This is a genomic window from Lentihominibacter hominis (assembly GCF_014385065.1).
Lineage (GTDB): Bacteria > Bacillota > Clostridia > Peptostreptococcales > Anaerovoracaceae > Lentihominibacter > Lentihominibacter hominis.
Window position 1 is genome coordinate 282,871 of the sequence record NZ_JACRTA010000002.1, and the last position, 14,081, is coordinate 296,951.

The 14,081-nt window shown below is 39.7% G+C and carries 11 protein-coding genes and 1 other RNA gene; 11 read left to right on the top strand and 1 reads right to left on the bottom strand.

Features of this window, described 5'->3' with window-relative positions; translation table 11 throughout:
* Nucleotides 1-604 precede the first annotated feature (604 nt).
* From H8692_RS06610 to H8692_RS06660, 11 genes are all read left to right on the top strand, one after another.
* Entirely contained in the window at nt 605-1,972 is a 1,368-nt protein-coding gene (locus H8692_RS06610) for an APC family permease (protein WP_187525293.1), read from the top strand.
* The gene (locus H8692_RS06615; protein ID WP_187525294.1) at nt 1,965-3,617 is read left to right on the top strand and encodes an amidohydrolase; all 1,653 of its coding nucleotides are present in this window, start codon (nt 1,965-1,967) and stop codon (nt 3,615-3,617) included. Before H8692_RS06610 ends, H8692_RS06615 begins: the two co-directional genes overlap by 8 nt.
* 245 nt (nt 3,618-3,862) lie before the next feature.
* The gene (locus H8692_RS06620; RefSeq protein ID WP_177267473.1) at nt 3,863-4,579 is read left to right on the top strand and encodes a site-2 protease family protein; all 717 of its coding nucleotides are present in this window, start codon (nt 3,863-3,865) and stop codon (nt 4,577-4,579) included.
* 16 nt (nt 4,580-4,595) lie between these two features.
* Nucleotides 4,596-6,797 (top strand): ATP-dependent helicase, encoded by a 2,202-nt coding sequence (locus H8692_RS06625; protein WP_187525295.1) that lies wholly within the window; start codon nt 4,596-4,598, stop codon nt 6,795-6,797.
* A gap of 8 nt (nt 6,798-6,805) precedes the next feature.
* A complete protein-coding gene (ligA, locus tag H8692_RS06630; RefSeq protein ID WP_346727759.1) occupies nt 6,806-8,776 on the top strand; it encodes an NAD-dependent DNA ligase LigA in 1,971 nt (656 codons plus the stop codon).
* Between the two features lie 4 nt (nt 8,777-8,780).
* Entirely contained in the window at nt 8,781-9,782 is a 1,002-nt protein-coding gene (locus H8692_RS06635) for an AIR synthase family protein (RefSeq protein WP_187525296.1), read from the top strand.
* A 93-nt stretch (nt 9,783-9,875) separates the two neighbouring features.
* Nucleotides 9,876-9,975: signal recognition particle sRNA small type (gene ffs, locus H8692_RS06640), an RNA gene on the top strand.
* 99 nt (nt 9,976-10,074) lie between these two features.
* Entirely contained in the window at nt 10,075-11,667 is a 1,593-nt protein-coding gene (gene dnaX, locus H8692_RS06645; RefSeq protein WP_187525297.1) for a DNA polymerase III subunit gamma/tau, read from the top strand.
* 20 nt (nt 11,668-11,687) lie between these two features.
* On the top strand, nt 11,688-12,041 hold the full coding sequence (locus H8692_RS06650; protein ID WP_177267462.1) for a YbaB/EbfC family nucleoid-associated protein: 354 nt from the start codon (nt 11,688-11,690) through the stop codon (nt 12,039-12,041).
* 3 nt (nt 12,042-12,044) lie between these two features.
* Nucleotides 12,045-12,644: a recombination mediator RecR gene (recR, locus tag H8692_RS06655; protein ID WP_177267461.1), complete on the top strand. Its 600-nt coding sequence runs from the start codon at nt 12,045-12,047 to the stop codon at nt 12,642-12,644.
* Between the two features lie 98 nt (nt 12,645-12,742).
* A complete protein-coding gene (locus tag H8692_RS06660; RefSeq protein WP_243206933.1) occupies nt 12,743-13,015 on the top strand; it encodes a pro-sigmaK processing inhibitor BofA family protein in 273 nt (90 codons plus the stop codon).
* Between the two features lie 30 nt (nt 13,016-13,045).
* Here the strand turns inward: H8692_RS06660 and H8692_RS06665 are convergent, their stop codons facing one another.
* Nucleotides 13,046-14,047, bottom strand: coding sequence for an NAD(P)/FAD-dependent oxidoreductase (locus H8692_RS06665; protein ID WP_243206934.1), 1,002 nt, complete (start codon nt 14,045-14,047; stop codon nt 13,046-13,048).
* Between the last annotated feature and the right edge of the window lie 34 nt (nt 14,048-14,081).

The window sequence follows — 14,081 nt, forward strand, 5'->3', positions numbered from 1 at the left end:
TGTGAATGAGGTTTGCCGTCTCTTAATGCATACAAGTATTATTAACAAGTTTTACTTATGTATTTTTGGAGACCATTGATTTTAGTTACGTATATGTTTTATAACGTTTATTGTATTCATTGCCATTAGATCGTTGAAATTCAGAGCTTTTTGTTAAGTGTTAAATAAAATGAATAAAGCTGTGGATAACTATGATGTCAAATTTATTCTTGACAGCTTAAATCGTTGAAAAATATGGTTTTTTAAAAAAATAGTTATGCACAGCCTTCGTTGGATAAAATTGTATACAATCGTTGAAGTTCTGTGGATAACTCCCTATAATGCTGAAAAATCGGGACTTATACACTTGTTGAAAGTTGTCACATCAAATAGTGATATTAGTTAACATAAAACTAAACATTGGATAAAACAAATTGCATCAGTAAAATTTTTTATATAACAATAAAGTAATGATTTCCTGTCAAATTAATAATTACGATTAGGAAAATATTTATTGAACTTCTTAAAAAATAAATAAAATGAATAATTTGTTTTATTTAAATATTCTGTTAATATCTTACCCATAATCATTACTATTTCAGTTTTGGTGAAAGGAGTTTTATCTATGATTGATGGAAGACGGATTGATACTCTGAAAGAATTTGGGTATGAACAAAAACTTGAGCGAGTGCTGGGACTGCCGGGGGTATGTCTTTTTGGATTTGCATATCTGGCTCCATGTACGATCTTTTCGTATTTTGGACTTGTAAACGGAAGTACACATGGCATGATCTCTTTGGCATATGCTATTGCCACGATAGCTATGTTTTTTACAGCTTTAAGTTACAGACAGATGGTGGTTGCTTTTCCGGTAGCAGGCTCAGTCTATAGTTATGTAGGCAAAACAATGCATCCTAATATTGGATTTATGGCAGGCTGGGCGATACTTTTGGGATACATATTGCTTCCTATGATAAATTATATCATTGCGTCAGGATACATACCCATCTTGCTGCCGGGAGTACCTATATGGGCTGATATTTTTGCACTGATAACGATAGTTACTGTTGTGAATTTAGCCGGAGTGAAGATTATGTCTGCATTTGACAATATATTTATAGTTATACAATTAGCTTTTGTCATTGCTGTTGTTATTTTTGCAGTAAAAACTATCTTATCAAAAAATTATGATATCATTGATATCAGCGGACTCTGGAATGCTTCAGAATGGGGAAGTGTAGGAATAACAGGTGTGATAGGAGGTGCATCGGTATTGTGCCTTTGTTTTTTAGGGTTTGATTCGGTGACAACGCTGGCAGAGGAGACTAAAAATCCGGGGAAAACAGTAGGCAGAGCTCTTATAATAGTATGTTTGACAGCCGGAGGACTTTTTGTGCTTTCTACGTATTTGTTCCAGTTGGCGTGGCCTGACGGCTGGATGCAGATTGATTCCGGAAGAGGGTCTTATCAGCTTGTTGGGTATATTGCAGGGCAGTTTATGGCGACTTTTCTATGTGTAGTAATGATAGTATCATGTCTTGCGTCAGCGGTTTCTTCTCAGGCGTCATGCGCCAGAATTCTTTTTGGAATGGGAAGAGATCATCAGCTTCCGGCAAGATTCTTCGGACATATAAGCACAAGATTTAAGGTTCCCAGTTATAATATTATATTGATCGGTGTGGTTTCTCTACTTTCTTTGTACATAGATTTTGATCTGGGAACTACTATGATAAATTTCGGAGCATTGCTGGGGTTTACTCTGGTAAATATATCAGTATTTGTCCATTACTGGATGAAAGAATGCAGGAGAGGAATCAAGGCAGCTGTAAATTATATAGTGCTGCCGGCAGCCGGAGCGTCAGTGTGTATATCCTTGTGGGTTAATCTGGGGAGGAAAGCTCTTATTATAGGAAGCATATGGCTTGTAATAGGCGGGATAGTATTGCTTGTGACAATAAATAAGAAGAAAAAAGGATGTGTAAAAATTGATTGACGCAACTAAGAGCATTACAGCAGATATAATAATAAAGGGAAATGCGATTTTTACTGTAAAAGATAAAAAATTGATGAAAGGCGGCATTGCAGTAAAAGGAAATAAAATAATAGCTGTCAAGAATTATAAAGATATAAATAGATATATTTCAGCAAATACAGAAGTTTATGATTTTGGAGATTATCTGATAATGCCTGGATTTGTTGACGGTCATGATCATCTGTGGTGGGGTGCTGTAGCAGATAGTGATCATATGGTGGATCTGACATCCTCGACATCGGAGGAAGAGGCGGTTTGTATGATAAAGGATTATGCAGACTGCCATCCGGAAGAAATACGTATAAGGGGTTACGGCTGGTTTCCTGCCAATTGGAAGAATTCTCTGTTGCCTTCCAAGAATTCGCTGGATAGTATAATTCCAGACAGACCGGTATATATGAATTGTGCTGATGCACATACATGTTGGTTGAACAGTTTAGCTTTGAAAGAGTCAGGATACCATACGGATATGAAAATAAAGAGTGGCTCAGTAGGAATTGATGAAAATGGAGAGCTGAATGGTCTTGTCTATGAACCTGAAGCATTGTCGTATGCATGGGAAAAAATGTATGATTTCCCTGAAGAACAGATGGAAGAAATCATGGAATCGTTTATGAAAGGACTTGCAGCTTATGGAGTTACTTCCCTCAGTGAAATGAGTGCAGACGAATATAGTCGTGCAAATTATGATAGATATAAGGTGTTTAAAAGAATGGCCGAGGCCGGGAAGTTTACCAGTAGGGTGCATGTATATACTGCTCTGATGGGATATACAGATTTTTCGGATGCCAAAAAGCTGGCGAAGGAATTTTCATCGGATGTTTTCAGGGTCAGTGGACTCAAAGGGTTTCTTGATGGTGTTACATCTACTTATACAGGTTTTTTAAAAGAGGAATATGCTGATAAGCCGGGAACATGCGGAGAAGGGGTGCCTCTCGTTTCAAAAGAAGATCTGGAAGACAGTGTTGTAGCAGCAAATGCGGCAGGACTTCCTGTCAGGATACATTGTATTGCGGACGGATCAGTAAAAATGGCATTAGATGCTTTCGAAGCGTCTGAGAAAGTAAATGGAAGACATGGACTGAAAAATTCTATAGAACATATCGAAACGATAGATCCGGAAGATATAAAAAGGTTTGCGAAGCTGGGTGTTATTGCGTCCATGCAAGGTGAACATCTGGCTTTGGATAATAACGAGAAAATCATAAGGGTAGGCAGAAAGCGATGCCGCTGGGCTTGGCCCATGAGGAGTATTCTTGATTCAGGAGTAACGCTGGCATTGGGAACAGATTTTCCGGTGGTACATTATAATCAATTTCCGGGTATATATGCAGCTGTTACGAGAAAAAATTATGATGGTTCTCACGCAGGTATACGAAACAAAGAAAATATAACCTTAGCAGAAGCTCTTATTGCTAATACCTTGGGTTCTGCAACGGTATACAATAGAGAACATGAGCTGGGAACACTGGAGGCAGGGAAATTGGCTGATATAATCGTTATAGACAGGAATCTTTTTGAGGTTGACAGCAGCCAGATAAAAGATGCACGAATAGTTTTTACTATGATGGATGGCAAAGTGACTTTTCGGGCAGAAAAGGGCTAAGATTATAAATTATAATAAAAAGAGGGCAGAAGCGATGATATATCGTAGAAGAACTGCCCTTTTTTATAGATATGAATGTACGATAAAATCAGATGCTGAAAATAATCAGCGAATATGATTCTGTTTTTTATCTTTTGATCAAATCAGTACGTTTTTGCAGTTGTATATTTAACTGTTATTTTTTTATGATAAATGATATACTATAGAAACGGCAAAACTTATTGTGAAAGATCGGGGGGATTCGATTGAGACGTAATTTTAATATTACATTTTTGATTTTAATAGTTGTACTTCTGTCCAATGCATTTAGGCGCGGAGCCTTTTCAGATCCTATGAACTGGCTTATGGGAGAGCTTATGATGCTTCCGGGAATAATAATCGGTCTGGCATTTCATGAATTTGCCCATGCTGCGGTAGCATTCAAGTTAGGGGATCCCACTCCTAAGATGCAGGGAAGGGTCACGATAAATCCTTTGGCACATATAGATCCTGTTGGACTTGCGGCGTTGCTGTTTGCAGGTTTTGGCTGGGGTGTACCGGTACAGATAAATCCTTCTAACTTCAAAAAAAGAAGACGGGATGAACTGCTTGTGTCTCTGGCGGGAGTTACCATGAACCTCGTAATAGCTATAGTGTTTGCTATCGTTGCTAAGATATTATATATGACTATGGGACCGAGTTTCCTGTCGGGAAGTGTGGGCAGTATACTGTGGATGATGATTATGTATGTTATACAGATAAATCTTGTTCTGATGATTTTTAATTTGATCCCTTGCCCTCCTCTTGATGGATTTTCGATTATATCTGAGATATTCAATATAAAGCACACAGAGATTTATTGGACTCTTTACAGATACGGAGATTGGATACTCATAGCACTCATAATCTTCGGAATAACAGGAAGAATAATTTCCCCATGTGTAAACTTTCTTTTCGGTATTTTGAGCAGTTTCATAATTTAAGTAAGGTAATAGATAAATGGAGTATTTGAATAAGCTGAACAAAGAACAGAGGGCGGCAGCCATGTATACAGAGGGGCCGCTCCTTATTTTGGCGGGAGCGGGAAGCGGCAAGACAAGCACCATGACTCACCGTATAGTGTATATGACAGAAGAAAAAGGTATCGATCCTTATAATATACTGGCCGTTACATTTACAAACAAAGCGGCGAAGGAGATGAAGGACAGGGTGGAAACTCTTATTGGTCATGGACTCAATTCATGGATATTGACATTCCATTCTGCGTGTCTGCGTATACTCAGAAGTCATGCGGAAGTGCTTGGATACGGCAGAGATTTTGCAGTATATGATCCTACAGATCAGAAGACCATGATAAAAAATATAATAAAGGAACTTGGTATAGATGCAAAGCGATATACCCCTTCCTATTTTCTCGGTATAATAAGCAAATGCAAGGAAAAGCCCATAACGGCGGAAGAATATACGAACGTTTACGGCGATGATATCAAAGCTAAAACAGTGGCTCAGGTCTACGGAATGTATGAAAGGGCTTTGAAGAAAAATAATGCTATGGATTTTGATGATCTTCTTTTGAATACTGTAAGACTTTTTAAAAAGGATGAAACGGTATTGCTCAAATATCAGAACAGATTCAGATACATAATGGTGGATGAATATCAGGACACTAACAGGATGCAGTATATGTTTATCAAAATGCTGGCAGAAGCACATAATAATATCTGTGTAGTAGGGGATGACGATCAGTGCATATATCAGTGGAGAGGAGCAGATATAAGGAACATACTTGAATTTGAAAAGGACTTTAAAGATGTGAAGGTAGTAAAACTGGAGCAGAATTACAGATCTACGTCAAATATCCTTGGTGCAGCTCATTCAGTGATTTCTAATAATAGGAGTAGAAAATCAAAGAAACTATGGACTGACCAGGATGCCGGAAATAAGATTGTATATTATAGAGCAGAGGACGAGCGTGATGAAGCATATTTTATAGCCAGTGAAATAAACAGGATGAAGTCTTCTGATAGGAAGTACAATGATTTCGCTATTCTTTACAGAACTAATTCACAGTCGAGAACCTTTGAGGAGGCCCTTTCAAGGAGGGAGATTCCTTATAGGGTTTTGGGAGGTCTGAGATATTATGACAGAAAAGAAATAAAGGATATAACTTGTTATCTCAGGCTGGTACAGAATAAGGCTGATGATCTTGCCCTTATTAGGATAATAAATGAACCAAAAAGGGGAATAGGGGGAAAGACTCTCGAGAAACTGAGAACTCTTGCTGCTGTCAGGCAGGAAAGTATTTTTAATACTCTGATGGACAGAGAAGTAATATCCTCTTTTTCTTCTAAAATATCTTCCAACATAGAGAGTTTCACAGAACTGATAAACTCATACAGCTCAGAAAAGGAAAATTTGAGGATTTCAGATATTTATGACGGACTTCTTGTCAAATCGGGATACCTGAAGGCGCTTGAAGAACAGAATACTCTTGAGGCCGAGAGTCGTATAGAGAATCTGATGGAGTTCAAATCAGTTATATATAATTATGAAGATGAAGATCCAAATATAACGTTGCCGGAATTTATGGAAAGAATCGCTCTTCTGGCAGAGGTAGATAATCATGATGCCGGGGAAAACGCTGTTGTACTCATGACTATGCATAGTGCTAAAGGACTTGAATTTCCATTTGTGTTTATGCCCGGCATGGAAGATGGGTTGTTTCCGGGATGGCGAGCTTTTGATAGGGAAGATGGTCTTGAAGAAGAACGCAGGCTTTGTTATGTAGGTATAACAAGAGCTAAAGAACGTCTGTGGCTGACGAGCGCAGAGAGAAGGACTCTTTACGGCAAGACTGACTATACGAGAGAATCGCAATTTTTGCGTGAACTGGATAAAAGTTTGATAGAGGGAGATGCTATATTTGAGAAGAAGAAAAGGGATGTGGGTCAGGGAGTATTTTCTGACGGCATAACTGAGGGAAGTTCATTTAAGCCTTTTGATCAATTGAAATATGCAAGGCAACAGATGAAGAAAAATTTGGAAGATAGCTCAGATGATTTGTCTGCAGGTGATATGGTATCGCATCCTAAATTTGGAGAGGGAAAAGTTCTTTCCTGCGACGGAAAGATTGTTCAGATCAGTTTTGACGGGGATGTGAAAAAACTGGCTGTAGGATTCGCTCCTCTCAAAAAGCTTTAAAGGAAGATATGAAAAAGAGGTATAGTCATATGGAAGACAAGCGAAAACTGATGGAAGAAAAAGTAGCTTTTTTAAACAAAGCTGCCAAAGTATATTATCAGGAAAGCAATGAGATAATATCAAATCAGGAGTACGATAAACTTTATGACGAACTGCAGGCTCTGGAAAATGAGACAGGAATAGTTCTTTCGAACAGCCCTACGGTTAATGTGGGTTATCAGGTGGTGAGCAACCTTCCTAAAGAGCGGCATCCTTCACCGATGCTGTCTCTTGATAAAACAAAGGATATTTCTGAACTTAAAGAATGGCTCGGAGAGATGGAGGGCTTATTGTCATGGAAACTGGACGGGCTGACTATAGTTTTGACATATGAGGAAGGAAAGCTTTTAAAAGCTGTTACACGGGGAGATGGCGTGGTCGGAGAAGTAATAACCAATAACGCTAAAGTCTTCGACAATATTCCCCTGGAAATACCGGAAAAGAAAAAAACGGTTGTAAGAGGAGAGGCTGTTATAAGTTATGATGATTTTAATGAAATAAATGATGCCATAGGAGATGCGGATGCGAAGTATAAAAACCCGAGGAATCTTTGCAGCGGGACGGTAAGGCAGCTTAACAATGAGATAACAGCCGGAAGGCATGTGAAATTTTTTGCATTTTCACTTGCAGAGGGTTACGATGCCCAGTTTCGGCATCAGCAGTTTGAGTGGATGAACAGGCAAGGATTTGAGACGGTAGATTATGTGAAAGTATCAGCCGGAACCGTGGAAAGTGAAGTTGAAAACTTTGAGGATCGTATAACGGATTTTCCTCTCCCGTCAGATGGGTTGGTACTGATTTTCGATGATATCATTTATGGTCGTTCTCTTGGTGCCACAGCTAAATTTCCGAGGGATTCCATAGCATTTAAGTGGAAGGATGAGACAAAGCAGACGTATCTTCGGGAAGTATTGTGGAATGTTTCAAGGACAGGACTTATAAATCCCATCGCAATATTTGAGCCGGTGGAGCTGGAAGGGACCACAGTCAGCAGAGCTTCTGTTCATAATCTCAGTATAGTAAGAGAACTGAAGCTGGGGATTGGTGACGAGATAAGCGTTTATAAAGCTAATATGATAATACCTCAGGTAGCAGAGAATCTGACTAAGAGCGGAACTGTCACCCCCCCTGATGAGTGCCCTGTATGCGGGAGCAATACTGTTATAAGAGATGATAACGGAGTTGAAACTCTTCACTGTCCTAATTCCCAATGCCCCGCAAAACGAATAAAAGCCTTTACACATTTTGTCAGCAGGAATGCCATGAATATAGAGGGGCTTTCTGAAGCAACGCTGGAAAAATTTGTGGATGAGGGTATGGTAAGAGATTTTGCCGATCTGTTTCAGTTGGAAAAGTGGCGAGAGAGAATCATCACCATGGAAGGTTTCGGAGAGAAATCCTTTGAAAATCTGATAAGTGCGGCCAAAAAAGCAAGTCATACGACGGCTGCCAGACTTCTTTTCAGTCTTGGGATACCTAATATAGGAGTGGCCAATGCAAAGATGATTGCTAAAGAATGTGGTAATGATTGGAGTAAGATATGCAGTCTTACCGAAGATGAGCTTGTTGCTATAGACGGCATAGGAGATATAATGGCTAAGGGGTATGTAGAGTTTTTTCATGACGAGGAAAAGCTGAGGATAATAGAATCACTGATGCCCATGCTTGATTTGCAAGGAGACGACTTGGAAGAGAAAAGCGATAAATTGTCGGGTCTTACTTTTGTCATAACCGGCAAGGTATATTATTTTGAAAACAGAGATGCTGTAAAGAATAAAATAGAAAAAGCAGGAGGTAAAACCTCTTCTTCCGTAAGCAGTAAGACAAGTTATCTTATAAATAATGATATATCTTCAGTTTCGTCTAAAAATAAAAAAGCAAAGGAATTGGGTATTCCTATAATAACAGAAGAAGATTTTTTGAAAATGATAGAGGAATGATATTATGCTAAAAACAGGAAAGTTAGACAGTGATCTGCTGAAGAAACTGGTATTTGATAAGATAACTTACAGAAGCGATAATGTTAAGGTCAGGCCGGGAATAGGAGAAGACTGTGCCGTTGTGGATTTCGGACAATACGATTGTATTATGTCTACTGACCCCATAACGGCGGCTGTAAGTGATATAGGGCGGCTTTCAATTCATATAACATGCAATGATATTGCTTCTAATGGAGTGAGGCCTGTTGGAATAATGCTGGCGGTAATGCTTCCGGAAGGAACTACAGAAGAAGATGTGGAGCATATAATGGGGCAGGCTGCCCAGACAGCAGGAAGTCTGGGGGTGGAGATAATCGGAGGACATACTGAGATAACACCAGCTGTTATACAACCTGTAATAGTGTCTACTGCAATAGGCAGGACTATTTCAGGACATTCGCAGAGCGGCAATGATATGAAGCCGGGGGACTACATAATGATGAGTAAGTCCGTGGGGCTTGAAGGATGCGGTATTATAGCTTGTGATTACGAGGACCGACTCAGGCAAGCACTGACGGAAGATGAGATCAAAAAGGCAAAATCTTTTCTCAATATGGTGAGCGTAGTGGATGAAGGGGTTGCTGCAGGTATTGTCGGCACCCACGGTATGCATGATATAACTGAGGGCGGCATAATGGGCGCCATCTGGGAAATGTGCCAAATATCTCATACCGGTGCGCAGATCTGGCAGGATCAGATACCGATAGAACCTGAAACGGAAAAGATCTGCAGTATTTTTAATATAGATCCTATGCGTTTGATTTCCAGTGGTTCCATGGTTATAGTATCATCTCCTGAGAAAAAGGATGCTATGCTTTCAGCTATGAAAGAGGCAGGAGTACGTTGTACAGTCGTAGGCAGGGTAGAAGAAGGTGATTTCGGGATCATGAAAAAAGAGGCGGACGGATTTTCTCAAATAGAGCCACCCTATGCTGATGAGATATATAAAGTAGTCGGAAAAAAGTAGTTTAAAATCCGAATTATCAAAACCCTTGACTCTTATTCATAAAAATAATATAATTACATAGATAAATTGCCTTTTGATGGTTCCGCTTGCATGGTTTGGGTCCTGCGCAATAGGACGCCGTGAACCTTGTCAGGTCCGGAAGGAAGCAGCAATAAGCGGAAGCTCTTATGTGCCGCAGATAAGCCTTCTCCTACGCCTGCGGAGCTTTCAAAGGGCAATTTATATTTTGCCTGTTTTCTCTTAACCATAAGACAGAGGAGTACAGGAACAAATTAAAAAGAGAGGACAGAGCATGTATACAGCGTTGTACAGAGCCTATCGTCCCGAGGTATTTGATGAGATACTGGGGCAGGAGCATATCGTAAAAATTTTAAAAAACCAAATAGATACGGACAGTACGAGCCATGCTTATTTGTTTTGCGGCACCAGAGGAACAGGAAAAACAACGACCGCCAGAATACTGGCAAAGGGACTCAATTGTATCTCACAGGAAGAAAGCAAGCCTTGCGGTAAATGCAGTGTATGCATGAGTATAAAAGAAGGCACTTATTTAGATGTCGTGGAAATAGATGCTGCATCTAACAACGGTGTTGATAATATCAGAGAACTTAGAGAAAGTATCAAATATCCTCCTGCATCGGGGAGAAAAAAAGTGTATATCATAGATGAGGTTCATATGCTTTCTTCAGGAGCTTTTAATGCATTACTTAAAACCCTTGAAGAACCTCCCGAATATGTAGTTTTTATATTGGCTACTACAGAACCGCAAAAGCTTCCGGCAACCATATTATCAAGATGTATGAGACTTGACTTTAAAAGAGTGCCTGAAACTTTGCTTATAAAGGGTATGGACGATATCTGCAGGAAGAGAAATATAAATGTGTCAGAAGATGCGCTGAGAATAATAGCGGCTAATGCCGACGGATCTGTGAGGGATGGTCTGAGTATATTGGATCAGTGTATTTCGGGAGGAGATACCGAGGTCGGAGCAAAAGATGTTTTGGAATTTCTCGGGGCCTCGGGTGAAGAAACTTTTATGGAACTTACAGATATGACAAGAAAGGGAAAGACGGCCGATGCACTGCTCCTTATAGATCGAGTGCTGTCTGACGGAAAGGATGTCAGACAGTTTATGAGAGACTGGGTCAATCATTACAGAAATCTTTTGATGACTAAGTTTATAAAGGATCCTCAGAATATCATAAATATGTCTGCGGAGAATATAGACCGGATAAGAAAACAAAGCAGCAGCATAGATATTACAGATATAAACAAGGGGATATTGGAATTATCAAAGACAATGAGGGAAGCCAAATGGTCGACTCAGCCAAGGATACTCTTGGAGTTGGCTGTAGTGAATCTTTCTTCGGAGATGAAGAATATTCCGGAAAAAGACGTATCTGCGCAGAGGTCTGTATATTCATCAAACAATGATAACAGCCAATATGAGGCTTCGGCTAAAACACCGGGGGACACGATGAATACTGATATTCATAGTGCTGATAAAATATCTTCCGGTAAAAATTCAGATGATACGGAAGTATCCGCAGACAAACATTCGTTTGATTATGATGCTGTATGGAAGGCTGTATTTGAAGATGGAGAGGCAGCTAAGGGAAGTTTTTATATAATCGGCAGCGGTAGTATGCTGACAGATATAGGCGAGCATGAATTTACCGTGACAGCGGGATCTGAACATGTAAAAAAACATGCAGAGAAGAACCGGGAGCTTCTGGAAAATCTCATGGAAAAGCATACAGGTAGGAGACGGGCCATGAGACTTGAATTAAATGGCGGAAATATGACTGCCGGAAAGAATAAAACAATAGAGGATGTGGCCAGACAAGCTGAAAGCGTTCTCGGTATAGATGTAGAGATACAGTAATTTATTTGGAGGAAATTGATATGGGCAAAGGAATGAGAGCCGGTAAAAAGCCTAAGGCGCCGGGTATGGGAAATATGCAGAAGCAGATGCAGCAGATGCAGGCGATGCAGAGAAAGATGGATGAGCTTCAGGCGGAGATAGACGAAATGGAAACGGAGGCATCTTCGGGAGGAGGAGCTGTTACAGTGAAGGTTTCCGGAAAGAAAGAAATAAAAGATATACAAATAAAACCTGATGTTGTCGACCCCGATGATATCGAAATGCTTCAGGATCTTATTATGGTGGCTGTTAATGAAGCATTGAGACAGATGGAAGAAATCTCGCAAAATGAGATGAACAAGCTTACCGCCGGACTTGGCATACCGGGACTGTAAAAAATGAAATATTATGCTAAACCTTTAAATAAACTGATAAATGAGCTGTCAAAACTTCCGGGGATAGGAGGAAAGACGGCGCAGAGACTTGCTTTCCATATTTTATCTATGGATGATAAATCGGCTGCGGAGCTGGCGGGATCTATAACTGATGCAAAAAAATCAATGACATACTGTTCCGTATGCGGCAATCTTACTGATACAGATCCATGTGTAATATGCTCTGATGAAAGTCGGGACAGAAGTATTATCTGTGTGGTGGAAAGTCCTAAAGATGTTGTAGCTATGGAGAAGATCAGGGAATACAGAGGATATTACCATGTTCTTCACGGCGCTATTTCTCCTATGGATGGAGTAGGCCCTGATGATATAAACCTCAAAAGTCTGATAGTCAGACTTCAAAATGAGGAAGTAAAAGAGCTGGTGATAGCTACCAATCCAAATATCGAAGGGGAAGCGACAGCTATGTATATCGCCAGACTTATAAAGCCTTCCGGAATAAGAGTTACAAGGATAGCTCATGGTATTCCTGTAGGAGGAGATCTGGAATATGCTGATGAGGTAACTCTTCTTAAGGCTATGGAGGGAAGGCGGGAACTATAATAAAGCCTGTGAGTTGTAATAAATTGTACATACCTGAAATATATTTAAGAGACGAGATTTATCGTCTCTTATTTTTTATCATCAGGAGGTAGATTATAATGGATTTCGGAATGGAAGCAGGCATATTTCTGGCATATACAGCGGGTCTGATGCTTATTTATTTTTTTGGAAAGATACTCATTGTTCCTATTAAAAGTCTTATCAAACTATTGTTCAACGGTGTCATGGGAGGCATATTACTCGTTGTTATAAATTTGATCGGAGGATTTGCGGGGCTTTCCGTACCCGTGAATTTTATTACCGTATTTATAGCAGGACTTTTGGGAGTTCCCGGTATAGCAGGGCTTTTAATATATTTTTCTTTATTTTAGATAAAATGCCCGAGTATAATAAAAAGCGGATCATATCTTAGTCGTCTGTGTATTTAGAAGTTTTATGGCTTCCGAGGCAGCTGCTGCCCCGTCGGAGGCAGCGGTCACTAACTGTCTCAGCTCTTTTGACCTGCAGTCTCCGGCTGCGAATACCCCGATTGTACGAGTTTTACAGGTTTCATCCGCAATGATATATCCGTTTTCGTCAAGATCCGTTATATTGGAAAATGAGCTGTTCTGAGGTATTTGACCTATAGCTGTAAACAGACATTCTATTTCAAGAACTTCGGCGAAAGTTTCCTGAGAATGTCCGTTTTCGACGTTTTTATAGGATTGTTCGTAACTGCTGCCGGAAATTGGATCAGAAGACTTCCTTTCTGTGAGGATCTCTATTTTTTCAAGAAAATCTTTTCCATGAAGCCCGATTACCTTTGTATTGAATAAAATTTTTATATTTTTTGATTCAAATACACGTTTCTGAAGTGTATTTTCTCCGGAAAATTTGTCACGCCGATGTATCAGGTAAACTTCTTTACATAGAAGGGAGAGGTAGAGAGCTTCTTCCAGAGCTGTATTTCCGCCTCCCACAACGGCTACGGTTTTATTTTTATAAAAGGCTCCGTCACATGTAGCGCAGTATGAGATTCCTTTTCCGATAAATTTTTCTTCTCCCGGAAGTGAGAGAGCCCTGTTTTTTGTTCCCACGGCTATTATGGCTGTCCTACATTTATAAGAATCTTTCTTCCCCTCTATGATTATTATGTTATCTTCGGTTCGGACAGATAATACGTCATCATTTGCTTTATCAGCGTTCATTCTGTCAATTTGCTGATAAAGGTCAAGAGCAAATGAATATCCCTTTATCGATGAAAGACCCGGATAGTTTTCTATTTCAGATGTGGAAATTATTTGACCTCCGAAAACGCTTCTTTCTATGATCAGTACATCTTTACCTGATCGGCATCCATAAATAGCAGCAGTCATTCCTGCTATGCCTCCGCCTATGATTGTTATATCGTAGATTTTTTTCAAAATATTACCTCCATAAATAAGACAAAATTGCCTT